Source organism: Streptomyces sp. NPDC058985 (genome assembly GCF_042740985.1).
Taxonomy (GTDB): domain Bacteria; phylum Actinomycetota; class Actinomycetes; order Streptomycetales; family Streptomycetaceae; genus Streptomyces.
In genome coordinates this window covers 120,155-145,709 of record NZ_JBHYJX010000017.1, presented here as the reverse complement: position 1 = coordinate 145,709, position 25,555 = coordinate 120,155, and the positions used below count along the sequence as shown (strand labels likewise).

The window sequence follows — 25,555 nt, the reverse complement described above, 5'->3', positions numbered from 1 at the left end:
GGTTACATTCCGAACCCGGAAGCTAAGCCTTACAGCGCCGATGGTACTGCAGGGGGGACCCTGTGGGAGAGTAGGACGCCGCCGAACAATCATTGAAAGGGTTGGACCCAGAACTTCGGTTCTGGGTCCAACCCTTTTTTGTTTTCCGTCACTTGAAGTTCACGTTGCGCTACGACGATCGTTCGTATGGGTACCTCAGCAATGCTCAGGGCCGCCGGCGTAGGAGTCGGCGACGAGGTCGTCGTACCTGCCTTCGGGAACGTGGAAGTCGCCGAGGCAGTGGCCCTCGCCGGCGCGCTGCCGGTGTTCGCCGACATAGATCCGGGGACGTACTGCCTCGACGCCGCCGCGGTGGAGGCGTCGTTGACGTCGCGTACCGCGGCCGTCGTCGCAGTGCACCGGTTCGGACACCCGGCGGACATGGGCCCGCTGCACGGGATAGGACAGCGGCACGGGCTGCTCGTGCTGGAGCAGGGCGAGTCCGAGGCGCCGTACGACGAGATAGCGCGGCGCAGGGAGCGGGCGGCCTACCTCGACGGGAAGCTGAGGGGGGTGCGGACCCCCGACTGGGGCGACGGGCACACCTATCAGCAGTACGTCGTGCGGGTGCCGGGTAACGGACGGCCGGACCGGGACGCGTTCGCGCGTGCCGTGCGGGGACGGGGAGTCGACTGCAGGGTGCCGGTGAAGACCCCCGTGCACCGGTTGCCGGGCTTCCGGCGATGCGTGTCGTTGCCCGAGACCGAGCGGGCCGTCGACGAGACGCTCGCGCTGCCGGTCGAGGCATCGTTGACCAGGCGGGAAATGCAGCGGATCGTGTCCGCGTGCAATGCCCTGGGCGGGCTGTTGCAACCCGCGTTCGGATGAAGTCCGTGGTTGGGAGCACCGGCTTGTTCGGGGTATGATCTATTCCGTTGCCGCGGGGAAACCCGCAAGCGACAGGCCCCTATAGCTCAGTCGGCAGAGCGTCTCCATGGTAAGGAGAAGGTCAACGGTTCGATTCCGTTTGGGGGCTCCACTGCAAAGGCCCCGCCCAATTGGGCGGGGCCTTTCGCATGCCCTGGTCAGTCCGCGTGCGGCTCCGGGACGCGCATCGCGAGGATCGCCATGTCGTCGGACGGGGCGTCAGAGGCGAAGCGCTCCACCGCGCGCATGATGCGCGCGGCCACCGCCCCCGCCGTCAGGCCGGTGCACGACGTGAGGACGTCGGCGAGGCCGTCGTCGCCCAGCATGCGGGTGCCCTCGCGGCGTTCGGTGACGCCGTCCGTGACACAGAGCAGGACGTCGCCCGGGTCGAGGGTGACCGTCTGCTCGTAGAGCTCCAGGTCCTCGATCACGCCGAGGAGCGGCTGGGGCTCGGCCGCCGGTTCGACCGAGCCGTCCTGGCGCAGCCGGAGCGGGAGCGGGTGGCCGGCGCAGACCACCTTCAACTCCGCGCTGCCGTCGTCCTGCGGGCGCATCTCGCCGTACAGCAGCGTGAGGAAGCGGCTGCGGGCGCCCTCGTCGAGGATGGCCGAGTTGAGGCGCTCCAGGACCGCCGGGCCGCTGAGACCCTCGCGGGCGAGCAGGCGCAGGGCGTGCCGGGCCAGGCCCGTGACGGCGGCCGCGTTCGGGCCCGTACCGCAGACGTCGCCGATGGCGAAGCCGTAGGCGCCGTCGCTGATCGGGAAGAGGTCGTAGAAGTCTCCGCCGACCTCGTTGCCCTCGCCGGCCGCGCGGTAGATGACCTCGACCTCGACGCCGTCGATGAGGGGCAGCTCGGGGGGCAGGAGGCTGCGCTGAAGGGACTGGCTGATGGCCGTGCGCTCCGAGTACAGGCGCGCGTTGTCCAGGGCCAGGGCGGCCCGGCGGGACAGGTCCTCGGCGAGTTCGAGGATCTCCTGGCGGAAGTGGTCGTCGGTGGGCTTGCCCAGAGTGAGCATGCCGATGACGCGGTTGCGGGCGACCAGCGGCAGGACCACGGTCTCGCCGCCCACCGCGGAGGCGGTGGCGAGGGTCGGGCCGATGCCGGTGCTCAACTGGTGCGTCGGGCCGCCGCTCAGGCCGAGGTCGCGCATGGACGTGCGCAGCGCGGCCTGGTGGGCCATGTCGGCGGGGGTCGTCCAGACGCGGGCGCCCGGCGTGGGGACCGGGTCGGGCGGCGCGATCTTCGACAGCAGGGACTTGATGCCGTCGATGAGTTCCTCGTCCTCGTGCAGGACGTAGGAGAGATACGGGTCGGAGGCCTGGTCGGCGATGGTGTAGACGGCGCACCAGGTGGCGAGGGTGGGGACCGTCATCTGGGCCATCAGGGCCAGCGTCTGGTCCCGGTCCAGGGTGCCGGCGAGGAGGTCGGAGGCCTCGACGAGGAAGCTGAGCGACCCGCGGCGCAGCCGTTCCAGCTCGCCCAGGCGCGCCGACTCGACGGCCAGGGCGATGCGGTCGGCGGCGAACTGGAGGCGCAGCGCCTCCTCGTTGGAGTACCGGCCGGCGGCCTCGGCGGCGACGCCGAGGGAGCCGGTGAGGCGGCCCTCGACCTTGAGGGGGACGGTGACGACCGAGCGCATGCCGGTGCCGTTCAGCAGCGGGACGGCGCCGGGGACGGCCGCGAGGTCGTCGTGGACGGCGGGCATGCGCGCGGAGCCGTAGCGGCCGGGGCCGGCCTCCACGGGGACGCGGGCGAAGCGCTGGCGGGCGGAGGGCAGGCCGGTGGAGGCGCGGACCTCCAGCTCCGTCTCGTCGTCGGTCGCCAGCAGCAGGAAGGCGGCGTCGGCGTCGAGCATGTCGCGGGCGCGTTCGACCGTGCGCTGGAGGAGGCCGTCGAGGTCGTCCGGGGCGGGGGAGCCGATGAACACCTCGAAGGGGTCGGTGCTCTGGCCCTCGGAGGACGAGGAGTCGGCGGCCGGTACGCGCATCGGGGTCTGCAGGACCGCGCGCTCGTGGTCCCGGACGAGGAGGCAGACCGTGGACGGCTCGCCGCCCGCGTCGCGGACGCGCAGGTGGGAGGCGTACACGGGGGTGACGCGGCCGTTGGCGCCCCTTATGCCGTAGCTGCCCTCCCAGCGGGAGAGCTGGAGCGCCTCGGCGATGCCGGTGCTGGTGCCCGGAGTGTGCGGCCAGGCGGCGAAGTCGGTGAGGGGCTTGCCGGTGACCTGCTCGGCCGGGTAGCCGAAGAGCTCCTCGGCGTCCTCGCTCCAGGACGTGACGGAGCCGGTGCGGTCGATCTGGACGACGGCGACGCGGACCCGGCCGTCGGCGAGCGGCAGCAGGTCGGCGGGGAGCGAGGGGCCGGCGGCGCGGGTGCCGACCGGGCGCTCCGGCAGGTGGAGGTGGAACCAGACGTTCTTGTGGGTGGGCGTGTACTCGACGCCCCAGCGGTCGGCCAGGGCCGCGCACAGCTGGAGGCCGCGGCCGCCCTCGCGGTCGGGGCTGCCCATGTTGGCGGGGGAGCCCTGGAGCGGGACCTCGCGCTCCGGATAGTGGTCGGCGACCTCGATCCGTACACCGTCGTCGCTGCGCAGGCACTCGACGTCCGCGGTGGTGCCGGCGTGCACCACCGCGTTGGTCACCAGTTCGCTGGTCAGCACCACGGCGTCGTCGACGATGTCGGCATGGCCCCAGCCCTGCAGTGTGTCGCGGACGAAGGACCGGGCACTCGCCACGGACCGTCCGACGGGCTCGAAGCTGGCGGCCGCGCGCGCGGTGATCACAGAACTCCTCGACCCTCTCTCCCCGTGCACGGCCTCATGGCCGACCCGGTCGTGCCGCTGCTGCGGCAGTCCACCCGTCGGCCCGGGATCCGGGGGCTGCTCCCCCGGGATCAGTCCGGTGGTCATTCCGGCCGCCCCTCCGATGCCCGCTTCGTCTCCGTGCCACCGCCCAGACCGGACGCACCGGCTTGGCTGGACAGCCGCATGCAAGGTTACTTACCTTCGCCGCCCATGCGGATGCCGGTCTGCAGTGTTTCCGCCCAGAGGGTGTGCGGACGATGTGCGAAGCTGCCGAACTGTTATGGCCTGGTTCGGCCGGGGTGAAACACTGGGCAGGCTTCTCGTGAGGTCCGGGCAGGTGAATGCGCGCCGACTGCGGTGGGCAGCAGCCCCTGGAGCGGGTCCGGTGAGCCGGGCCGGAACGCTCGGCATCATGGGAAGTACGCGGCAGTAACCGGTCCGCCGAGGGTCGGCAGCCGGGCACAGCAGTATCGGTCGACCCCTGCGGGAGGGACACAGTGGAGTCTGGCGCAGCGACGCGGGCCACGAAGACGCGCGCGAAAGGCGGACAGTCCCTGAGTAAGAAGGGCACATCGCGGGGCGGCAGTACGACGGTGGACACGGCCGCGTTGAATCGTCTGCTCGCGGCGCTCGTCTCCATGCGTGAGGGAAACTTCCGCAAACGGCTGACGGTGTCCGGCGACGGCGTGATGTCGGAGATCGCGGCGGTCTTCAACGAGGTGGCCGACCGCAATCTGCACCTCACGGGCGAGCTGGCGCGGGTGCGGCGCGTGGTCGGACGTGAGGGAAAGCTCACCGAGCGGCTGGAGACCGGGGCCTGCGACGGTGCCTGGGCGACCGCGATCGACAACTCGAACGCGCTGGTCGACGACCTCGTGCGGCCCGTCTCCGAGGTCAGCCGGGTGCTGTCGGCGGTGGCGGACGGTGATCTGTCGCCGCGCATGGAGCTGCGGACGCAGGTGGAGGAAGGGGCCGGGCAGCCGCTGCGCGGTGAGTTCCTCAAGGTCGGGCGGACCGTGAACAACCTGGTCGACCAGTTGTCGACCTTCACCGACGAGGTCACGCGGGTGGCCAGCGAGGTCGGTACCGAGGGCAAGCTGGGCGGACAGGCCCGGGTGCGCGGTATGTCCGGTTCGTGGAAGGACCTCACGGATTCCGTCAACACCATGGCGTACCGGCTCACCGCCCAGGTGCGGGACATCGCGCTGGTGACGACGGCGGTGGCCAAGGGCGACCTGTCGCGGAAGGTCACGGTGCACGTGGCCGGCGAGATGCTGGAGCTGAAGAACACCGTCAACACGATGGTGGACCAGCTCTCGGCGTTCTCCTCCGAGGTGACGCGGGTGGCCCGTGAGGTGGGCACCGAGGGTGCGCTGGGCGGGCAGGCGCAGGTGCCGGGTGTGGCCGGGGTGTGGAAGGAGCTGACCGACTCCGTCAACACCATGGCCGGGAACCTGACGGCCCAGGTGCGCGAGATCTCGCACGTGACGACGGCGGTGGCCAACGGCGACCTGTCGAAGAAGGTGACGGTGCCGGCCCGGGGCGAGGTCGCGCAGCTCGCCGAGACGATCAACCAGATGACCGAGACGCTGCGGATCTTCGCGGACGAGGTCACGCGCGTGGCCAACGAGACCGGTGGCGAGGGCCAGCTGGGCGGCCAGGCGAACGTGCCGGGTGCGGCCGGGATCTGGAAGGACCTGACGGACTCCGTCAACACCGTCTTCCGGAACCTGACCACCCAGGTGCGCGACATCGCCGCGGTGACGACAGCGGTGGCCAGTGGTGACCTGTCGCAGAAGGTCACCGTGGACGTGGCCGGCGAGATGCTGGAGCTGAAGAACACCGTCAACACGATGGTGGACCAGCTCTCCAGCTTCGGTGCCGAGGTGACCCGGGTGGCCCGCGAGGTCGGGGTCGAGGGTGAGCTGGGCGGTCAGGCGCAGGTGCCGGGCGCGGCGGGGACGTGGAAGGACCTGACGGACTCCGTCAACACCGCGTTCCGCAACCTCACCGGCCAGGTGCGCAACATCGCCCAGGTGACGACGGCGGTGGCCAACGGCGACCTGTCGCAGAAGGTCACCGTGGACGTCTCCGGTGAGATGCTCCAGCTGAAGAACACCGTCAACACCATGGTCGACCAGCTCTCCAGCTTCGCCGACCAGGTGACCCGGATGGCCCGGGACGTGGGCACGGAGGGCCGCCTCGGCGGTCAGGCCCGGGTCGACGGCGTGTCGGGGACCTGGAAGGAGCTGACGGACTCCGTCAACTCGATGGCGGGGAACCTGACCTCCCAGGTGCGCAACATCGCCCAGGTGACGACGGCGGTGGCGCGCGGTGACCTGTCCCAGAAGATCACCGTGGACGCGCGCGGGGAGATCCTGGAGCTGAAGAACACCATCAACACGATGGTCGACCAGCTGTCGTCCTTCGCTGAGCAGGTCACGCGCGTGGCCCGCGAGGTGGGTACGGAGGGCCGCCTCGGCGGTCAGGCCCAGGTGCCCGGGGTCGCCGGCGTCTGGCGCGACCTGACCGACTCGGTGAACGGCATGGCCGGCAACCTCACCGCACAGGTCCGCAACATCGCGCAGGTCGCCACTGCGGTGGCGCGCGGTGACCTGTCCCAGAAGATCACCGTGGACGCGCGCGGGGAGATCCTGGAGCTGAAGAACACGCTGAACACCATGGTGGACCAGCTGTCGTCGTTCGCCCAGGAGGTCACGCGCGTCGCGCGCGAGGTGGGCACCGAGGGCATCCTCGGCGGCCAGGCGGAGGTGCAGGGTGTCTCCGGCACCTGGAAGGACCTCACGCAGTCGGTGAACGGCATGGCCAACAACCTGACCATGCAGGTCCGCAACATCGCCGAGGTCACCACGGCCGTGGCCAAGGGCGACCTGTCGAAGAAGATCACCGTCGACGCCAAGGGCGAGATCCTCGAACTCGTCACCACCGTCAACACCATGGTCGACCAGTTGTCGTCCTTCGCGGAGCAGGTCACACGCGTGGCCCGTGAGGTCGGCACGGAGGGCATTCTCGGCGGCCAGGCGCACGTGCCCGGCGTCGTGGGCATCTGGAAGGACCTCAGCGACAACGTCAACCTGATGGCGAAGAACCTCACCGTCCAGGTGCGGAACATCTCCCAGGTGGCCGCCGCCGTCGCCAACGGCGACCTGACGCGGACGGTGACGATCGAGGCGCGCGGTGAGGTCCATCAGCTGGCCGAGACGTTCAACACCATGGTGAAGACGTTGAGTTCGTTCGCCGAGCAGGTCACCAAGGTGGCCCGTGAGGTGGGCACGGACGGCATCCTCGGCGGGCAGGCGCACGTGCCGGGCGTGTCGGGCACGTGGAAGGACCTCACCGAGTCGGTGAACCAGATGGCGTCCAACCTGACCGGTCAGGTGCGCAACATCGCCATGGTCACCACCGCCATCGCCAAGGGCGACCTGACCAAGAAGATCGACATCGACGCGCGCGGCGAGATCCTGGAGCTGAAGACGACCATCAACACGATGGTGGACCAGCTGTCGTCCTTCGCCGAAGAGGTCACCCGCGTGGCCCGCGAGGTGGGCACGGAGGGGCAGCTGGGCGGTCAGGCGCGCGTGCGGGACGTCGACGGCACCTGGCGGGACCTGACGGAGTCCGTGAACGAGATGGCCGGGAACCTGACCCGGCAGGTGCGCGCCATCGCGCGCGTGGCGACCGCGGTGACGCGCGGCGACCTGAACCTGAAGATCGACGTGGACGCCTCCGGCGAGATCTCCGAGCTTCAGGACTACATCAACAAGATGATCGCCAACCTCCGCGACACCACGATCGCCAACAAGGAGCAGGACTGGCTCAAGGGCAACCTGGCCCGCATCTCGGGACTGATGCAGGGCCGCCGGGACCTCCAGGACGTCGCCTCGCTGATCATGAGCGAGCTGACCCCGGTGGTCTCCGCGCAGCACGGGGCCTTCTTCCTCGCGATGCCCCTGGTGGTCGACGGCCAGGATCAGGCGGGCGCCCAGGAGGACCAGTACGAACTGCGCATGCTGGGGTCGTACGGCTACTCGATGGGGTCGATGCCCACGTCCTTCCGGCCGGGGGAGGCGCTGGTCGGCACGGCCGCCGAGGAGAAGCGCACGATCCTCGTGGAGAACGCGCCGAGCGGTTATCTGAAGATCTCCTCCGGGCTCGGGGAGGCCCCGCCCGCCCAGGTGATCGTCCTGCCGGTGCTGTTCGAGGGGCAGGTGCTCGGCGTGATCGAGCTGGCGTCGTTCACGCCGTTCACGCAGATCCAGAAGGACTTCCTCAACCAGATCGCCGAGATGATCGCGACCAGCGTCAACACCATCTCCGTCAACACCAAGACGGAGGTACTGCTGAGCCAGTCGCAGGAGCTGACCGAGCAGCTGCGGGAGCGGTCCGAGGAGCTGGAGCAGCGGCAGAAGGCGCTCCAGTCGTCCAACGCCGAACTGGAGGAGAAGGCCGAGCTGCTGGCGCAGCAGAACCGCGACATCGAGGTGAAGAACACCGAGATCGAGGAGGCGCGGCAGGTCCTGGAGGAGCGCGCCGAGCAACTGGCGGTCTCGATGCGCTACAAGAGCGAGTTCCTCGCCAACATGTCGCACGAGCTGCGTACTCCGCTCAACTCGCTGCTGATCCTGGCCAAGCTGCTCGCCGACAACGCCGACGCGAACCTCTCGCCCAAGCAGGTCGAGTTCGCCGAGACGATCCACGGGGCCGGCTCCGACCTGCTCCAGCTCATCAACGACATCCTCGACCTGTCGAAGGTGGAGGCGGGCAAGATGGACGTCTCCCCGACGCGCATCGCGCTCGTCCAGCTCGTCGACTACGTGGAGGCCACCTTCCGGCCGCTGACCGCGGAGAAGGGCCTGGACCTGTCGGTGCGGGTGTCGCCCGAGCTGCCCGCCACACTGCACACCGACGAGCAGCGGCTGCTCCAGGTGCTGCGCAACCTGCTGTCCAACGCGGTGAAGTTCACCGACTCGGGGGCGGTCGAGCTGGTCATCAGGCCGGCCCGGGACGACGTTCCGCAGGGCATCCGGGAGCAGTTGCTGGAGGCGGGTTCGATGACCGACCCGGACGCCGAGCTGATCGCGTTCTCCGTGAGCGACACCGGGATCGGGATCGCGGCCGGCAAGATGCGGGTGATCTTCGAGGCGTTCAAGCAGGCCGACGGCACCACCAGCCGCAAGTACGGCGGCACGGGCCTCGGGCTGTCCATCTCGCGGGAGATCGCGCAGTTGCTGGGCGGTGAGATCCACGCGCAGAGCGAGACGGGCCGCGGCTCGACGTTCACGCTCTACCTGCCGCTGCGCCCGAGCGAGCTGCCCTCGCACGGCTACCCGCAGCCCCTGCCGCCCGCCGGGGGAGGCGAGCTGCCGGCGGGCTCCGGGGCGACGGACCAGCTGCCGGAGACAGAGGCCGAGACGCCGGCCGAGGTGCGGTCGTACCAGGACGCGCAGAACGGTGCCGGAGCGCTGTTCCGGCACCGTCGCCGCTCGGCCGAGACCGAGGAACTGCCCGCGGTGCGGGAGCGGCAGCCGGGCCCCGAGCAGGAGACGGCGCAGTCCAGCCGCGGGATCCGGTTCGGCGGGCAGAAGGTGCTGATCGTCGACGACGACATCCGCAACGTGTTCGCGCTGACCAGCGTCCTGGAGCAGCACGGGCTGTCCGTGCTGTACGCGGAGAACGGGCGCGAGGGCATCGAGGTGCTGGAGCAGCACGAGGACGTGGCGGTGGTCCTGATGGACATCATGATGCCCGAGATGGACGGATACGCGACGACCACGGCGATCCGTCGGATGCCGCAGTTCGCCGGGCTGCCGATCATCGCGCTGACCGCCAAGGCGATGAAGGGCGACCGGGAGAAGGCGATCGAGTCGGGCGCCTCCGACTATGTGACGAAGCCGGTCGACCCCGATCACCTGTTGACGGTGATGCAGCAGTGGATGCGCGAGGAGTAGTACGTTCGGGCACCGTGCCGCTGGTACGGAGGGGCACCTTCCGTGCGTCACGTCCGGACAGTGTGCGAACGTGGGGTGTGCGTGAACGGCGGGAACCTCCGGGCCCCGCGCTCAGTCGCTGACTCAGCGTGCCCGGAGCCGTGTAGAAGTGCGGGATTCGGGGAACCTTCTGGTCTCCCGCTGCGTTTCTGCTACGTGCACAGTGACATCACGGTGACAGGGTGTGGCGACAGGCGGGGTGCGGCTACGATGACCGGCACAAGGACGGGCGACGCAAGGGAGTCGTCCCCCGGGGTGGCACCCGCCGGTGCCGCGCCAAGTCCTGCGGACAGGGGAGGCCCCACGCCGGGGCGAGGAGGGCGGGCCATGGTGCAGAAGGCCAAGATCCTCCTGGTCGATGACCGGCCGGAGAATCTGCTGGCGCTGGAGGCGATCCTCTCGGCGCTCGATCAGACGCTGGTGCGGGCATCGTCCGGGGAGGAAGCGCTCAAAGCGCTGCTCACGGACGACTTCGCGGTCATTCTGCTGGACGTCCAGATGCCGGGCATGGACGGTTTCGAGACCGCCGCGCACATCAAGCGGCGGGAGCGGACCCGGGACATCCCGATCATCTTCCTCACCGCGATCAACCACGGTCCGCACCACACCTTCCGTGGCTACGCGGCGGGTGCGGTGGACTACATCTCCAAGCCGTTCGACCCGTGGGTGCTGCGCGCGAAGGTCTCGGTCTTCGTCGAGCTGTACATGAAGAACTGCCAGCTGCGTGAGCAGGCGGCCCTGCTGCGGCTCCAGTTGGAGGGCGGCGACAAGGTCGCGGCCGGCGAGGCCAAGGAGCCGGCGGGGCTGCTCGCCGAGCTGTCGGCCCGGCTGGCGGCCGTGGAGGAGCAGGCGGAGGCGCTCTCCAAGCAGTTGGGCGACGAGTCCACGGACGCGGCGGCGGTGGCCACCGCGGCGCATCTGGAGCGCAAGCTCACCGGACTGCGGAGGGCTCTGGACGCCCTGGAGCCCGGTACGTCCGGCGGTCAGCCCGCGGTCAACTGAGGCCCGCCGTGGGCCCGCTGCGGGTCGTCCGCCGGGCACCTCGCGAGTCCCCTGGTCCGGGTCTGTGAGGACTTGTCAGGAGCGGTAGCGGAGGCGTCAGTTCCGCAACTCGCTCCGGGCGACACGAACGGGTGAAGCGGTAGGCGCACGTGTCGACCGCCGCCTCCCCCGGTAACCTCACACCTATGGCCTCACGTCCCTCCGCAGCCAAGAAGCAGCCCGCGAAGAAGGCGGCCGCTCCCGCGAAGGGGCCGGTCAAGAAGGCCGCTGCCAAGAAGGCGCCCCCGAAGAAGGCGCCCGCCAAGAAGGCCGTCGCGAAGAAGCCCGCGCCCAAACCGGCCCCGAGCCCCACCAGCGGTGTCTACCGCTTGGCGCGCGCGCTCTGGCTCGGCCTGGCGCATGGGGTCGGCGCCGTCTTCCGCGGCATAGGGCAGGGCGCCAAGAACCTCGACCCCGCCCACCGCAAGGACGGTTCCGCGCTGCTGCTGCTCGCCGTCGCCCTGATCGTCGCCGCGGGCACCTGGGCCGACCTCAAGGGCCCCGTCGGCGACCTCGTCGAGATCCTGGTGACCGGCGCCTTCGGCCGGCTGGACCTGCTCGTGCCGATCCTGCTCGGCGCCATCGCCGTGCGCCTGATCCGGCACCCCGAGAAGCCCGAGGCCAACGGGCGGATCGTGATCGGCCTGTCCGCGCTCGTCGTCGGCGTGCTCGGCCAGGTGCACATCGCGTGCGGCTCACCGGCCCGCGGCGAGGGCATGCAGGCCATAAGGGACGCCGGCGGCCTCATCGGCTGGGGCGCGGCCACCCCGCTGTCGTACACGATGACGGACGTCCTGGCCGTGCCGCTGCTCGCGCTGCTCACCGTCTTCGGCCTGCTGGTCGTCACCGCCACACCGGTGAACGCCATCCCGCAGCGGCTGCGCCAGCTCGGCGTGCGGCTCGGCGTGGTCGACGACCCCGAGGCGGACGCGTTCACCGACGACGACGAGCGCTACGACGACCAGTGGCGCGAGGCGCTGCCCGAGCGGACCCGCAGACGCGGGGGAGCGCCCGCCGAGCCGTACGACCCGGACGCGGCCGAGCAGGAGGCGCTGAGCAGGCGCCGCGGCAGGCCCCGCCGGTCCGCCGTGCCGCAGCCCGAGATGAACCGGCCGATGGACGCCGTGGACGTCGCCGCGGCCGCCGCCGCCGCGCTCGACGGCGCCGTCCTGCACGGGATGCCGCCGTCGCCGCTGGTCGCCGACCTCACCCAGGGCGTCAGCCCCGGGGACCGCGAGTCGACGACGCCGACTCCGACGCCCGTGCCGGCCGCGCGCCCACAGCCGGGCAAGCTCAAGAAGGACCCCGCCAAGTCCGCCGGGCCGGCGGCGCCGGGCGCCGTCCCCGACCTCACCAAGACGCCGTTGCCGCAGGAGCGCGACCTGCCGCCGCGCGCCGAACAGCTCCAGCTCTCCGGCGACATCACCTACTCCCTGCCGGCCCTCGACCTCCTCACGCGCGGTGGCCCCGGCAAGGCGCGCAGCGCCGCCAACGACGCCATAGTGGACTCGCTGACCACCGTCTTCACCGAGTTCAAGGTCGACGCCAGGGTCACCGGCTTCACCCGCGGCCCGACGGTGACCCGCTACGAGGTCGAGCTGGGCCCCGCCGTCAAGGTCGAGCGGATCACAGCGCTGACCAAGAACATCGCGTACGCCGTCGCCAGCCCCGACGTGCGGATCATCAGCCCGATCCCCGGCAAGTCCGCGGTCGGCATCGAGATCCCCAACACCGACCGGGAGATGGTCAACCTCGGCGACGTCCTGCGCCTCGCCGAGTCCGCCGAGGACGACGACCCGATGCTGGTCGCCTTCGGCAAGGACGTCGAGGGCGGCTACGTCATGCACTCGCTGGCGAAGATGCCGCACATGCTCGTCGCGGGCGCCACCGGCTCCGGCAAGTCGTCCTGCATCAACTGCCTGATCACCTCGATCATGATGCGGGCGACGCCGGAGGACGTCCGCATGATCCTGGTCGACCCCAAGCGCGTCGAGCTGACCGCGTACGAGGGCATCCCGCACCTGATCACGCCGATCATCACCAACCCGAAGCGCGCCGCCGAGGCCCTCCAGTGGGTGGTGCGCGAGATGGACCTGCGCTACGACGACCTCGCCGCCTACGGCTACCGGCACATCGACGACTTCAACCGCGCGGTGCGCGAGGGCAAGGCCAAGCCGCCCGAGGGCAGCGAGCGCGAACTCCAGCCCTATCCGTACCTGCTGGTGATCGTGGACGAGCTGGCCGACCTGATGATGGTGGCGCCGAGGGACGTCGAGGACGCGATCGTGCGGATCACGCAGCTCGCGCGGGCGGCCGGCATCCACCTGGTGCTCGCCACCCAGCGGCCCTCCGTGGACGTCGTCACCGGCCTGATCAAGGCCAACGTGCCCTCCCGGCTCGCCTTCGCCACCTCCTCGCTCGCCGACTCGCGGGTCATCCTCGACCAGCCCGGCGCCGAGAAGCTGATCGGCAAGGGCGACGGCCTCTTCCTGCCGATGGGCGCGAACAAGCCGACCCGTATGCAGGGCGCGTTCGTGACCGAGGAGGAGATCGCGGGCGTCGTCCGGCACTGCAAGGACCAGATGGCGCCCGTCTTCCGGGACGACGTCACCGTCGGGACCAAGCAGAAGAAGGAGATCGACGAGGACATCGGCGACGACCTCGACCTGCTGTGCCAGGCGGCCGAGCTGGTGGTCTCCACCCAGTTCGGGTCGACCTCCATGCTCCAGCGCAAGCTGCGCGTCGGCTTCGCCAAGGCGGGGCGGCTGATGGACCTGATGGAGTCGCGGAGCATCGTCGGACCGAGCGAAGGCTCAAAGGCTCGTGACGTTCTTGTGAAGCCTGATGAGCTGGACGGAGTGCTCGCCGTGATCCGGGGGGAGTCTGAAGGGTAGGGAATCGTGGGCCGGGGATTCCGCCGACGGAGGGCCGGGACGGCCGGGTGGCCGATCGTGACTCACCCGTTAGGGATCATTGAGCAACCGTTTCCCCATGGCGTACGTCAACTTGAGGGAAGTGACAACAGGTAGTCCACCATCGGGATGCCGGGCCATTCGGATGGCGTAAAAGGTCGTACCGCCCGGTTGCCCGACCCGTTCGCCACCCCCCTAGACTGAAGTCCAGCACAGGCGGCTAAACGCTCGAAAGGCGCCCCCGTGTCCAACGGCAACTCCCCTGAAGACGAGCGTCCGATCGAAGACGTTTCCTCAGACGTCACTGAACACGTCTCCGAGGAAACCCGCCCCTCCGTCGGCCGTGCCCTCCAGCAGGCGCGGATCGCCGCCGGTTTGACCGTCGACGACATCACCACCGCCACCCGCGTCCGGATCGCCATCGTGCACGCCATCGAGGCGGACGACTTCGCGCCCTGTGGCGGCGACGTCTACGCGCGCGGTCACATCCGCACCCTGGCCAAGGCCGTCGGGCTCGACCCGGCCGAGCTGCTCGCGCAGTTCGACGACGCGCACGGCGGCCGGCCGGCGCCGACCCCCGCCGCCCCCCTCTTCGAGGCGGAACGTATCCGTCCGGAGCGCCGCGGCCCCAACTGGACCGCCGCCATGGTCGCCGCGATCGTCGCGGTGATCGGCTTCGTCGGGTTCACGTTCGTCAAGGGCGGCGACGACGGCGGCAACGAGGCGAGCGTCGCCGAGGGCGCCCAGCCCTCGGCCGGCGGATCCGCCTCGGAGAGCGCCAAGCCGAAGAAGCCGGCCGATCCCAAACCGGAGCCCTCCGACAGCGCCATCGCCGCCGCGCCCCGCGACAAGGTGACCGTCAAGGTCAGCGCCGTCGAGGAACGCAGCTGGATCTCCGCGAAGGACCACAACGGCCGGCTGCTCTTCGATGGACTCCTCGAACAGGGCGACTCGAAGACCTTCCAGGACAGCGAGAAGGTCGACCTCGTCCTCGGCGACGCCGGCGTCATCCAGCTGTACGTCAACGGCAAGAAGATCGAGGACGACTTCCGGCGGGGCTCCGTGGAGCGCCTGACGTACACGAAGGGCGACCCGCAGGTCGGATAGGGGACCCGGAGAACGAGTCGGTACGGGGTTGGCCGGGATCGGCCAACCCCGTCGACATGGGCTGTCGGCGGGACGAAGTAGTCTTGAGCCCATGCCTGAAAGCCGTACCGTCGCACTCGTCACCCTTGGCTGCGCCCGTAATGAGGTGGACTCCGAGGAGCTCGCAGGCCGTCTGGAGGCGGACGGCTGGAAGCTCGTCGAGGACGCCGGGGAAGCGGACGTCGCCGTCGTGAACACCTGCGGCTTCGTCGAGGCCGCCAAGAAGGACTCCGTGGACGCCCTCCTGGAGGCCAACGACCTCAAGGGGCACGGAAGAACGCAGGCCGTCGTGGCGGTGGGCTGCATGGCCGAGCGGTACGGCAAGGACCTCGCCGAAGCCCTCCCCGAGGCCGACGGCGTGCTCGGCTTCGACGACTACGCCGACATCTCCGACCGGCTCCGGACCATCCTCGGCGGCGGCATCCACGCCGCGCACACCCCGCGCGACCGGCGCAAGCTGCTCCCGATCAGCCCCGCCGAGCGCCAGGAGGCCGGTGCCGCCGTCGCCCTGCCGGGGCACGGCCCGACCGACCTCCCCGAGGGCGTCGCCCCCGCCTCCGGACCCCGCGCACCCCTGCGCCGGCGCCTGGACGGCTCCCCGGTCGCCTCGGTGAAGCTCGCCTCCGGCTGCGACCGGCGCTGCTCCTTCTGCGCCATCCCGTCCTTCCGCGGCTCCTTCATCTCCCGCCGGCCGAGCGACGTGCTCAACGAGACGCGGTGGCTGGCCGAGCAGGGCGTCAAGGAGATCATGCTGGTCTCCGAGAACAACACCTCCTACGGCAAGGACCTCGGCGACATCCGCCTGCTGGAGTCCCTGCTGCCCGACCTCGCCGACGTCGACGGCATCGAGCGCGTGCGCGTCAGCTACCTCCAGCCGGCCGAGATGCGCCCCGGCCTCATCGACGTACTGACCTCCACCCCGAAGGTCGTCCCCTACTTCGACCTCTCCTTCCAGCACTCCGCGCCGAACGTGCTGCGCGCGATGCGCCGCTTCGGCGACACCGACCGCTTCCTGGAACTGCTGGACACCATCCGGAGCAAGGCTCCCGAGGCGGGCGTGCGCTCCAACTTCATCGTGGGCTTCCCCGGCGAGTCCGCCTCCGACCTCGCCGAGCTGGAACGCTTCCTGAACCACGCGCGGCTCGACGCCATCGGTGTCTTCGGCTACTCCGACGAGGAGGGCACCGAGGCGGCCACGTACGAGCACAAGCTGGACGAGGACGTCGTCGCCGAGCGGCTGGCACGTGTATCCCGCCTGGCCGAGGAACTCGTCTCGCAGCGGGCCGAGGAGCGCGTCGGCGCGACGGTGCGGGTACTCGTCGAGTCAGTGGAGTCCGCCGACGACGGAGACGGTGTCCGTGGCCGCGCGGAGCACCAGGCGCCCGAGACGGACGGCCAGGTGCTGCTCACGAGCGGCGAAGGCCTGCGTGTCGGTCGTATGGTCGACGCGAAGGTGGTCGGTACGGAGGGTGTCGACCTGGTGGCCGAACCGCTGCCGGGCTCGTCCGAAGGCAGTGAGGAGGCCGGCAGATGACCGGAGTCCCGGCGTCCGCGGCGGGTGGCCCCTCCGGCGCGCGCGGGACCGGCTCGCGCGCCCCCTCCGGAGCCACCCAGGAACCGGCCGGGCGGACGACCCCGGGAGGCACCTCGGAGCGGGGAGCGACCGAAGGCAGTGCCGCGCTGCGGGGCGGCAAGATCACGGCCGCGGCCGTCAACCAGGCGAGCGTCTGGAACGTCGCCAACCTCCTGACGATGCTCAGGCTGCTGCTGGTCCCGGCCTTCGTCGCCCTGATGCTCGGCAACGGGGGGTACGACCCGGCCTGGCGCTCCTTCGCCTGGGCCGCCTTCGCCATCGCCATGATCACCGACCTCTTCGACGGTCATCTGGCACGGGCCTACAACCTCGTCACCGACTTCGGGAAGATCGCCGATCCCATCGCCGACAAGGCGATCATGGGGGCGGCGCTCATCTGCCTGTCCGCGCTCGGTGATCTGCCGTGGTGGGTCACGGCCGTGATCCTCGGCCGGGAACTCGGGATCACCGTGCTGCGTTTCGTGGTCATACGGTACGGCGTCATCCCGGCCAGTCGCGGCGGCAAGCTCAAGACGCTCACCCAGGGCATCGCCGTGGGGATGTACGTCCTGGCGCTGACGGGGCCCCTGGCCACCCTGAGGTTCTGGGTGATGGCCGCGGCGGTCGTGCTGACCGTCGTGACCGGGCTGGACTATGTGAAGCAGGCCATTGTGCTGCGCCGCCGGGGAATCGCCGAGCGCCGGGCGGCGTTGAAGGGGACGGAAGCTTGAGTTCCACTGCTGCCGACGTGGTGCGACTACTCACCGTGAGGGGTGAGACCCTCGCGGTCGCCGAGTCCCTGACCGGCGGAATGGTGGCGTCCGAGATCACGTCGGTGCCCGGGGCGTCCAAGGCCTTCCGGGGATCCGTCACCGCCTACGCGACGGAGCTGAAGCGGGAGATCCTCGGCGTCGACGCCACCCTGCTCGCGGCCCGCGGAGCGGTGGACGCGCAGGTCGCGGCCCAGATGGCGGTGGGAGCCAGGAAGTTTCTCGGCGCCGACTGGGGCATCGCCACGACCGGCGTCGCCGGTCCGGACGCGCAGGACGGGCAGCCCGTGGGGACGGTTTTCGTGGCCGTCGACGGGCCTTCGGGAGTCGCTGACGGTTCCGCCGGTGGCGGAAAAGTGGAGGCGCTGCGGTTGAACGGCGACCGTGCGGAAATTCGTATGGAGAGTGTACGGAGCGTACTCGCACTCCTTCTGAGGGAGCTTGCGGGCGAACAGACCGGGAATGAGCGGGCACAGGATACGGAACGGAACGGGGGGTTTTGATGTTTGCAGCCCTGAGTGAACACGACATCGCTCCCCGCACGGCCGCGGCGCGAGGCGGTACGGTGGGGCGTGAAGGATGCGGTTACACGGTCCGAGGAGGGAGCCACCGATGATTCTGCTCCGTCGCCTGCTGGGTGACGTGCTGCGTCGGCAGCGCCAACGCCAGGGCCGTACTCTGCGCGAAGTCTCCTCGTCCGCCCGAGTCTCACTCGGCTATCTCTCCGAGGTGGAGCGGGGGCAGAAGGAGGCTTCTTCCGAGCTGCTCTCCGCCATCTGCGACGCGCTGGACGTACGGATGTCCGAGCTCATGCGGGAAGTGAGTGACGAACTCGCCCTCGCCGAGCTGGCCCAGTCCGCTGCGGCGACGCCCAGCGAGACCGTGCCGGCACCGGTGCGCCCGATGCTGGGTTCCGTCTCGGTGACCGGCGTGCCACCGGAACGGGTGACCATCAAGGCGCCCGCCGAGGCAGTGGACGTCGTCGCCGCCTGAGCACCCGCGGAACATGTGCGTGTGAGACCCCGGCCGGGGCCTCTCCGGGAGACCGGAGGGGTGCGGCCGGGGTTTTCGCTTGTCCGGGGTGGCCGGCCGCCGGTTGCCGGTCCGTGGCGGTGCGGTCATCGTGGAGGGAGATGGCCGGGGGGGCGAACCGCCGGAGGTATGGATGTACGTCGTGAAGAGTCCGTTGTCCGACGCGGACCTGAAGACCGTCTCCGAGGCGCTGCAGGGCGCCCTCGTCGACCTCGTGGACCTGGCCCTGGTGGCGAAGCAGATCCACTGGAACGTGGTCGGCCCCCGGTTCCGCTCCGTACATCTCCAGCTCGACGAGCTCGTCACCACCGCGCGCACCCACTCGGACACCGTGGCCGAGCGCGCCTCCGCGCTCGGTGTGTCCCCGGACGGGCGGGCCGCGACGGTGGCCGTCGGCAGCGGCATCGACGTGACCCCTGAGGGCTGGGTCGACGACACCACCGCCGTGCAGACCATGGTGGACGCGCTCGGCGCGGTGATCGGGCGGATGCGCGAGCGGATCACGTCGACCGGCGACCCGGATCCCGTGAGCCAGGACATCTTCATCCAGATCACGGCCGATCTCGAGAAGCAGCACTGGATGTTCCAGGCCGAAAACGGATGACGTGCGATGGCGCCGGCGCGGGCTGCTCGCCGGGCGGCCGCGCTGGGCCTCGGCGGGCTGTGGTGGTGGGCCGTGCTGCGGCTGGCGCTGGAGCCCGGTGCGGGAGTGCTCGAAGGGGCGGTCGCGGTCGGCGGCTGGGGGCTGAGCGTGCTGCCGGTGCACTGCGCACCGCTACGCCAAGCCGCAGGGGCGCTGGAGGCGGGGAGGTGGCGGCGGGCGCTGCGTACCACGGTGCGTGGTCCTGGGCCGGCCGGGCCGGGCAGGGCGTCCGGGTCGGGCGGGGCGTCCGGGTCGGGCGGGGCGTGAGCAGGTCATGAGCGGGTCACCCCGAACCGACGGAAGGACACGGAGCCGATGAGTGTCACCAGCCTGGACAAGGATCTCGACAACCTGACCCTCACCCTGACCGCCGACTTCGCCGCCCCCGCGGCGCGGGTGTGGCAGCTCTGGGCCGACCCACGGCAGCTGGAGCGCTGGTGGGGACCGCCGGCGTACCCGGCTACGGTCGAGGAGCACGACCTGACCCCGGGCGGGGACGTCACGTACTTCATGACCGGCCCGGAGGGCGACAAGTACCGCGGCTGGTGGCGGGTGGCCACGGTCGACGCGCCCGCGTCGCTGGAGTTCACCGACGGGTTCGCCGACGCGGAGGGGGTGCCGAACGCCGCCATGCCGACGACCACGAACCGGGTCACGCTCACCGAGCGCGACGGCGGCACCCGCATGGAGATGCGTGCGGTCTTCGACACCCGGGAGCAGATGGACCGGCTCATGACCATGGGGATGGAGGAGGGGCTGCGGGAGGCGGCCGGCCAGATGGACTCTCTCCTCGCCGGCTGAGCCGCCGCGGCGCGGGCCCGCTCTGGCAGGCCGGACACCAGTACGTGGGGCGCTCGCTGGAGCCGTCGCCCTGGTCGGCCACCCGGACCGGTGTGCCGCAGCGCAGGCAGGGGTGCGATGCACGGCCGTACACGAAGAGGTCGTGGCCGCGCAGACCCGTCGTACGGCGGACCGGCCGGTCGCGATTGGCCTCCAGGAGCTTCTGCGCCAGCGCGGGCAGGTACCCGGCGCGGTCGGGGGGCAGCTCGCCGACCGGGAGCCAGGGCGTGACGCCCAGCAGGAAGCAGATCTCGCTCTTGTAGACATTGCCCACGCCCGCGAGATTGCGCTGGTCGAGCAGGGCCTCGCCGAGGGGACGGGCCGGGTCCGCGCTCAGGTTGGCCATCGCCAGAGCGGGGTCCCAGTCGGCGCCCAGCAGATCCGGGCCGAGATGGCCGACGGCGCGCTGGTCGTCGGCGGTGCGCAGGATGTCCAGCACCGGCAGGCGGTAGCCGACGGCCGTGCGGTCGGCGGTGCCGAGGATGACGCGGATCTGGTGCGCCGGGCCGCCGCTCCAGCGCTGACCGGGCGCGAAGATCTTCCAGGCACCGTCCATCCGCAGGTGCGAGTGGACTGTCAGACCGCCCTCGACGTGGGTGAGCAGGTGCTTGCCGCGAGGGGTGACGTCGAGGACCGCACGGCCGGTGAGGTCGACCAGCGCGTACCGGGGCACGCGGAAGTCGCTGCGGGTCAGCACCTTGCCCGCGAGGGCGTCGTGCAGCCGTCGCGCCGCCTGCCAGACCGTGTCACCTTCGGGCATGGGACAAGGGTGGCAGGCTCACGCTCTGATCCGCAGACCGCGCGGGGTGGCGATGAACCCCGCCTCCTCCAGGAGCGGGCCGAAGGACGATGTCAGGGCCGCCTCGCCGTTGACCCGCTCCACCGTGACCTTGCCCAGGGAACCGGCGCGGGCGGCGCCGGCCAGCGCCTCCGCGGCCGCGTGCAGACGTGCGTCGTCGGTGGGCGGGGCGTCCGGCTCGGCGGGCCAGAGCAGGAGCGTCTTGCCGCCGCGCTCCATGTAGAGCGCCGGTTCGCCCTCGACGAGCACCACCAGGGAGCCCGCCTTGCGGCCGGGCTTGTGCGTGGCACCGGCCGGTGGTTCGGGCCAGGTGAGGGCGGCGCCGTACGCGTTCGCCGGATCGGCGGCGGCCAGGACGACGGCTCGCGGTCCGGGGGCGGGACGGCCGCGACGGTCGGGGAAGCCGGTGTCGTACGAGGCGTTGTCGTACGGGCCTGTTCCGTACGGGACGGTGCCGTTCGGGCCGGTGCCGTACCGGCCGCGCGGGCCGCCGGAGCCGCCCTGCGCGCCGCCGCCGCGCGGGCCCCCGCCGCCCGGCTCGGCGTAGTCACGGGGCGAGATGTAGTCGCCCCGGGAGGGTGAGCGGCCCAGCCGGTCGGGGTCCGCGAAGACGTCGTCGTCGGGGGCGAGGGCCCCGGGTTCGCCCCGACCGTCGGAGGCGCGGTTGCCGGAGTGGGGGAAATCGGGGAAGTCGGGGAAGTCGGCGAAGGGTGGGACGTCGGCCGGGGCGGGTGCCGTCGGCCCGGGTGAGCCGTCGCCGCGCTCGCGGGCGTTCGCCACCGCGCGCAGCCGGTCCACGGCGCCCTCCATGGCGAACTGCGCCGCGCCCAGCCCTTCCACGACGTAGCCGCGCCGGGCCTGGCCGCTCTCCTCGAAGGCGGCCAGAATCCGGTACACCGCGGAGAAGCCGCCTTCGACGCCCTCCGCCGCGACGGCGCCGCGGGTCACCACGCCGTGCCGGTCGAGGAGTGTGCGGGCCAGGGCGTGGGCTCGCACGGTGCCGTCCGCCTCGCGGGACGGCAGCAGGGACCAGCGGCCCGCGACGGTCGGCGGACCGGTGCGGGAGGCCGGGCGGGCGGCGGCGGTCAGCGAGCCGTACCGGCCCCGGGGCACCGCTCGCTTGGCGCGGTGGGCGGTGGAGCCCGCGGTGCGACCGGAGCCGAGCAGCGAGCGCAGAGGCGCGAGGGTGTCGTTCGTCAGCCGTCCGGACCACGCCAGGTCCCACAGGGCGTCGGCGAGCTGCGGATCGGTGACGTCCGGGTGGGTGGTCGCGCGGACCTGGTCGCCGATCTGGCGGAAGAACAGGCCGTACCCGCCCGAGAGGGCGCTCAGCACGGACTCGTGCAGGGCGGTCGTCTCCAGCGGATGCGCAGGCGGCAGCAGCAGTGGCGCGGCGTCCGCGAGGTACAGCGAGACCCAGCCGTCCTTGCCGGGGAGCGAACCCGCGCCGGCCCACACCACCTCACCGGCGGCTGTCAGCTCGTCCAGCATCGCGGGGGAGTAGTTCGCCACGCGGGAGGGCAGGACCAGCTTCTCCAGGGCGGACGCGGGTACGGAGGCGCCCTGCAACTGCTCGACCGCGCGCACCAGGCCGTCGATGCCGCGCAGCGCGTGCCCCTTGCCGATGTGCTGCCACTGGGGCAGGAACTGCCCGAGCGCGGCCGGCGGCACCGGCTCCAGCTCATGCCGGAGCGCGGCCAGGGAACGACGGCGCAGCCTGCGCAGCACGGTCGCGTCGCACCACTCCTGGCCGATGCCGGCCGGATGGAACTCGCCCTGCACGACCCGGCCCGCCCCGGCGAGGCGCTGCAGCGCGCCCTCGGTGACCGCCACGCCCAGTCCGAAGCGGGCCGCCGCGGTGACCGACGTGAAGGGGCCGTGGGTACGCGCGTGCCGCGCGAGGAGGTCGCCCAGGGGGTCCTTGACCGGCTCGGTGAAGGCCTCGGGCACCCCGACGGGCAGCGCCGTGCCCAGCGCGTCGCGCAGCCGGCCCGCGTCCTCGATCGCCGCCCAGTGGTCGGCGCCCGCGATCCGCACGCTGATCGCGCGGCGGGCCCCGGCCAGCTCCGGCGCCCACTGCGGCTCGGCGCCCCGCTCGGCCAGCTCGGCGTCGGTGAGCGGACCGAGCAGCCGCAGCAGATCCGCGACGCCCTCCGCGTCCTTGACGCGCCGGTCCTCGGTCAGCCACTGCAGCTCGCGCTCCAGCTCGGTGAGCACCTCCGCGTCGAGCAGCTCCCGCAGCTCCGCCTGGCCGAGCAGCTCGGCCAGCAGCCGCGAGTCCAGCGAGAGCGCCGCGGCCCGGCGCTCGGCGAGCGGTGAGTCGCCCTCGTACAGGAACTGGGCGACGTAACCGAAGAGCAGGGACCGGGCGAACGGGGACGCCTCCGGGGTGGTGACCTCGACCAGGCGCACCTTGCGGGCCTCCAGGTCGCCCATCAGCTCGACCAGGCCGGGCACGTCGAAGACGTCCTGGAGGCACTCGCGGACCGCTTCCAGGACGATCGGGAACGATCCGTACTCGCTCGCCACCTCCAGCAGTTGCGCGGCGCGCTGGCGCTGCTGCCACAGCGGGGTCCGCCTGCCGGGGCTGCGGCGCGGCAGCAGCAGCGCACGGGCGGCGCACTCGCGGAAGCGGGAGGCGAACAGCGCCGAGCCGCCCACCTGGTCGGTGACGACCCGGTCGACCTCGCCCTTGTCGAAGACGACGTCGGCCGCGCCCACGGGCGCCTGCTCCGCGTCGTACTCCAGGCCCGGCTTCGAAGGGTCCTGGTCGAGGAGGTCCAGGCTCATCAGGTCGGCGTCCGGCAGGCGCAGCACGATGCCGTCGTCGGCGTGCATCACCTGGGCGTCCATGCCGTACCGCTCGGTCAGGCGGGCGCCGAGGGCGAGGGCCCAGGGCGCGTGCACCTGGGCGCCGAAGGGGGAGTGCACCACGACGCGCCAGTCGCCCAGCTCGTCGCGGAAACGCTCCACGACGATGGTGCGGTCGTCGGGGACGTGACCGCAGGCCTCGCGCTGTTCGCCGAGGTAGGCGAGGACGTTGTCCGCGGCCCAGGCGTCCAGGCCGGCGGTGACCAGGCGCAGCCGCGCGTCCTCCTCGGGGAGGGAGCCGACCTCGCGCAGGAAGGCGCCCAGCGCGCGTCCCAGCTCCAGCGGGCGGCCCAGCTGGTCGCCCTTCCAGAACGGCAGCCTGCCCGGGACGCCCGGGGCGGGCGAGACCAGGACCCGGTCGCGCGTGATGTCCTCGATCCGCCAGGAGCTGGTGCCGAGCGTGAAGACGTCGCCCACGCGGGACTCGTAGACCATCTCCTCGTCCAGCTCGCCGACCCGGCCGCCGCCCTTCTTGGGGTCGGCGCCCGCCAGGAAGACCCCGAAGAGCCCGCGGTCGGGGATCGTGCCCCCGGACGTGACGGCGAGGCGCTGCGCTCCCGGGCGGCCGGTGACCGTGCCGGCGACCCGGTCCCACACCACGCGCGGGCGCAGCTCGGCGAAGGCGTCGGAGGGATAGCGGCCGGCGAGCATGTCCAGGACGGCGGTGAAGGCCGACTCCGGGAGCGAGGCGAACGGGGCGGCGCGGCGGACAGTGGTGAGGAGGTCGTCGGCCTGCCAGGTGTCCAGCGCGGTCATCGCCACGAGCTGCTGGGCGAGGACGTCCAGCGGGTTGGCCGGGATCCTGAGGGCCTCGATCTCGCCGCTGCGCATCCGCTCGGTCACCACGGCCGACTGCACCAGGTCGCCGCGGTACTTGGGGAAGACCACGCCGGTGGAGACCGCGCCGACCTGGTGTCCCGCGCGGCCGACGCGCTGGAGTCCGGAGGCGACGGACGGCGGCGACTCGACCTGGACGACGAGGTCGACCGCGCCCATGTCGATGCCCAGCTCCAGACTGGAGGTGGCCACCACGGCGGGCAGCCGGCCGGCCTTGAGGTCCTCCTCGACGAGTGCGCGCTGCTCCTTGGAGACCGAGCCGTGGTGGGCGCGGGCGATGACGGGCGGGGCGCCCTGGGCGGCTCCCGAGCCGCCCATCAGGTCGGCGGGGGAGTGGTGCTCGTCCAGGGGCTCGCCGGTCGCGCGCTCGTACGCGATCTCGTTGAGCCTGTTGCACAGGCGCTCGGCCAAGCGCCGGGAGTTGGCGAAGACGATCGTGGAGCGGTGCGACTGGACCAAATCGGTGATCCGCTCCTCGACGTGCGGCCAGATCGACGGCCGCTCGGCGCCCTCGTCCTTGTCCGCGGCCGGCGAGCCGCCCAGCTCGCCCAGGTCCTCGACCGGGACCACGACGGACAGGTCGAACTCCTTGCCCGAGTCCGGCTGGACGATCTCCACCCGGCCGCGCGGGGCGAGGAACCGGGCGACCTCGTCCATGGGGCGGACCGTCGCCGACAGACCGATGCGGCGGGCCGGTTTCGGGAGCAGCTCGTCCAGCCGCTCCAGGGTGAGCGCCAGATGCGCGCCGCGCTTGGTCCCGGCGACCGCGTGCACCTCGTCCAGGATCACCGTCTCGATGCCGGTCAGCGCCTCGCGCGTGGCCGACGTCAGCATCAGGAACAGGGACTCCGGGGTGGTGATCAGGATGTCCGGCGGCCGGGTGGACAGGGCGCGGCGCTCCGCGGCCGGGGTGTCGCCCGAGCGGATGCCGACCTTGACCTCGGGCTCGGGCAGCCCGAGGCGGACGGACTCCTGGCGGATGCCGGTCAGCGGACTGCGGAGATTGCGCTCGACGTCGACGGCCAGCGCCTTGAGCGGGGAGACGTACAGGACGCGACAGCGCTTCCTGGGGTCGGCGGGTGGGGGCGTCGAGGCGAGCTGGTCCAGGGCGGCGAGGAACGCGGCCAGCGTCTTGCCCGAGCCGGTGGGGGCGACCACCAGGACGTCCGAGCCCGCGGAGATCGCCTGCCACGCCCCCGCCTGTGCGGCGGTGGGCGCGGAGAAGGCACCCGTGAACCAACCGCGGGTCGCGGGGGAGAAGCCGTCCAGGGCTCGGTGCGCGGAGCTGACCATGGATCCATCGTGCACCCCGCCACTGACAATCGGCCCGAGCCGGGCGGAGGACCGTGCGGACGGGCCGGGGCGGAGTGGCC

General features: G+C 71.5%; 15 protein-coding genes, 1 tRNA gene and 1 rRNA gene. 14 read left to right on the top strand and 3 right to left on the bottom strand.

Translation table 11 applies throughout. The features are described 5' to 3' along the window. From rrf to ACFW01_RS17875, 3 genes are all read left to right on the top strand, one after another. A 5S ribosomal RNA gene (gene rrf, locus ACFW01_RS17885) occupies positions 1-87 on the top strand; the annotation flags it as partial. Positions 88-201: 114 nt separating this feature from the next. Beyond that, positions 202-867 (top strand): DegT/DnrJ/EryC1/StrS family aminotransferase, encoded by a 666-nt coding sequence (locus ACFW01_RS17880; RefSeq protein ID WP_384504470.1) that lies wholly within the window; start codon positions 202-204, stop codon positions 865-867. A gap of 75 nt (positions 868-942) precedes the next feature. Further along, a tRNA-Thr gene (locus tag ACFW01_RS17875) sits at positions 943-1,018 on the top strand. A gap of 46 nt (positions 1,019-1,064) precedes the next feature. Here ACFW01_RS17875 and ACFW01_RS17870 read toward each other — a convergent pair. Beyond that, positions 1,065-3,815, bottom strand: a complete 2,751-nt coding sequence (locus tag ACFW01_RS17870) for a SpoIIE family protein phosphatase (protein ID WP_384504466.1) — start codon at positions 3,813-3,815, stop codon at positions 1,065-1,067. A 392-nt stretch (positions 3,816-4,207) separates the two neighbouring features. Between ACFW01_RS17870 and ACFW01_RS17865 the strand changes: the two genes are divergently transcribed. The 11 genes from ACFW01_RS17865 to ACFW01_RS17815 all read left to right on the top strand — a co-directional run bounded on the left by ACFW01_RS17865 (position 4,208) and on the right by ACFW01_RS17815 (position 19,636). After that, complete coding sequence (locus tag ACFW01_RS17865; RefSeq protein ID WP_384504464.1) at positions 4,208-9,679, top strand: HAMP domain-containing protein; 5,472 nt, start codon at positions 4,208-4,210, stop codon at positions 9,677-9,679. Positions 9,680-10,045: 366 nt separating this feature from the next. Then, entirely contained in the window at positions 10,046-10,720 is a 675-nt protein-coding gene (locus ACFW01_RS17860; RefSeq protein WP_125491828.1) for a two-component system response regulator, read from the top strand. 185 nt (positions 10,721-10,905) lie between these two features. Beyond that, positions 10,906-13,653 (top strand): DNA translocase FtsK, encoded by a 2,748-nt coding sequence (locus ACFW01_RS17855; protein WP_234958420.1) that lies wholly within the window; start codon positions 10,906-10,908, stop codon positions 13,651-13,653. A 261-nt stretch (positions 13,654-13,914) separates the two neighbouring features. Then, entirely contained in the window at positions 13,915-14,778 is an 864-nt protein-coding gene (locus tag ACFW01_RS17850) for a helix-turn-helix domain-containing protein (protein WP_234958421.1), read from the top strand. 91 nt (positions 14,779-14,869) lie between these two features. Next, entirely contained in the window at positions 14,870-16,351 is a 1,482-nt protein-coding gene (rimO, locus tag ACFW01_RS17845) for a 30S ribosomal protein S12 methylthiotransferase RimO (RefSeq protein WP_234958422.1), read from the top strand. After that, entirely contained in the window at positions 16,348-17,121 is a 774-nt protein-coding gene (pgsA, locus tag ACFW01_RS17840; RefSeq protein ID WP_234958423.1) for a CDP-diacylglycerol--glycerol-3-phosphate 3-phosphatidyltransferase, read from the top strand. The genes rimO and pgsA overlap by 4 nt, the downstream gene beginning before the upstream one ends. Beyond that, complete coding sequence (locus ACFW01_RS17835) at positions 17,118-17,663, top strand: CinA family protein (protein ID WP_234958424.1); 546 nt, start codon at positions 17,118-17,120, stop codon at positions 17,661-17,663. The genes pgsA and ACFW01_RS17835 overlap by 4 nt, the downstream gene beginning before the upstream one ends. A 109-nt stretch (positions 17,664-17,772) precedes the next feature. Further along, positions 17,773-18,153 carry a helix-turn-helix domain-containing protein gene (locus tag ACFW01_RS17830; RefSeq protein WP_007387871.1) on the top strand — a complete coding sequence of 127 codons (381 nt, stop codon included), beginning with the start codon at positions 17,773-17,775 and terminating at the stop codon, positions 18,151-18,153. Between the two features lie 172 nt (positions 18,154-18,325). Further along, positions 18,326-18,796, top strand: a complete 471-nt coding sequence (locus ACFW01_RS17825) for a Dps family protein (RefSeq protein WP_234958425.1) — start codon at positions 18,326-18,328, stop codon at positions 18,794-18,796. Between the two features lie 6 nt (positions 18,797-18,802). Beyond that, positions 18,803-19,102, top strand: a complete 300-nt coding sequence (locus tag ACFW01_RS17820) for a hypothetical protein (RefSeq protein ID WP_234958426.1) — start codon at positions 18,803-18,805, stop codon at positions 19,100-19,102. 48 nt (positions 19,103-19,150) lie between these two features. Further along, on the top strand, positions 19,151-19,636 hold the full coding sequence (locus tag ACFW01_RS17815; protein WP_234958427.1) for an SRPBCC domain-containing protein: 486 nt from the start codon (positions 19,151-19,153) through the stop codon (positions 19,634-19,636). On the opposite strand, the gene ACFW01_RS17810 is transcribed toward ACFW01_RS17815, so the two are convergent. After that, positions 19,566-20,435 carry a DNA-formamidopyrimidine glycosylase family protein gene (locus tag ACFW01_RS17810; protein WP_234958428.1) on the bottom strand — a complete coding sequence of 290 codons (870 nt, stop codon included), beginning with the start codon at positions 20,433-20,435 and terminating at the stop codon, positions 19,566-19,568. The genes ACFW01_RS17815 and ACFW01_RS17810 overlap by 71 nt on opposite strands. Positions 20,436-20,453: 18 nt before the next feature. Next, on the bottom strand, positions 20,454-25,475 hold the full coding sequence (locus ACFW01_RS17805) for an ATP-dependent helicase (RefSeq protein ID WP_234958429.1): 5,022 nt from the start codon (positions 25,473-25,475) through the stop codon (positions 20,454-20,456). Between the last annotated feature and the right edge of the window lie 80 nt (positions 25,476-25,555).

What these genes read in the sequence shown, in the direction of transcription:
- ACFW01_RS17870 (WP_384504466.1), bottom strand. Translation starts at nt 3,815, where the DNA reads ATGACCACCGGACTGATCCCGGGGGAGCAGCCCCCGGATCCCGGGCCG.
- ACFW01_RS17880 (WP_384504470.1), top strand. Translation starts at nt 202, where the DNA reads ATGCTCAGGGCCGCCGGCGTAGGAGTCGGCGACGAGGTCGTCGTACCT.
- ACFW01_RS17855 (WP_234958420.1), top strand. Translation starts at nt 10,906, where the DNA reads ATGGCCTCACGTCCCTCCGCAGCCAAGAAGCAGCCCGCGAAGAAGGCG.
- ACFW01_RS17825 (WP_234958425.1), top strand. Translation starts at nt 18,326, where the DNA reads ATGTACGTCGTGAAGAGTCCGTTGTCCGACGCGGACCTGAAGACCGTC.
- pgsA (WP_234958423.1), top strand. Translation starts at nt 16,348, where the DNA reads ATGACCGGAGTCCCGGCGTCCGCGGCGGGTGGCCCCTCCGGCGCGCGC.
- ACFW01_RS17860 (WP_125491828.1), top strand. Translation starts at nt 10,046, where the DNA reads ATGGTGCAGAAGGCCAAGATCCTCCTGGTCGATGACCGGCCGGAGAAT.
- ACFW01_RS17815 (WP_234958427.1), top strand. Translation starts at nt 19,151, where the DNA reads ATGAGTGTCACCAGCCTGGACAAGGATCTCGACAACCTGACCCTCACC.
- ACFW01_RS17830 (WP_007387871.1), top strand. Translation starts at nt 17,773, where the DNA reads ATGATTCTGCTCCGTCGCCTGCTGGGTGACGTGCTGCGTCGGCAGCGC.
- ACFW01_RS17820 (WP_234958426.1), top strand. Translation starts at nt 18,803, where the DNA reads ATGGCGCCGGCGCGGGCTGCTCGCCGGGCGGCCGCGCTGGGCCTCGGC.
- ACFW01_RS17805 (WP_234958429.1), bottom strand. Translation starts at nt 25,475, where the DNA reads ATGGTCAGCTCCGCGCACCGAGCCCTGGACGGCTTCTCCCCCGCGACC.
- rimO (WP_234958422.1), top strand. Translation starts at nt 14,870, where the DNA reads ATGCCTGAAAGCCGTACCGTCGCACTCGTCACCCTTGGCTGCGCCCGT.
- ACFW01_RS17810 (WP_234958428.1), bottom strand. Translation starts at nt 20,435, where the DNA reads ATGCCCGAAGGTGACACGGTCTGGCAGGCGGCGCGACGGCTGCACGAC.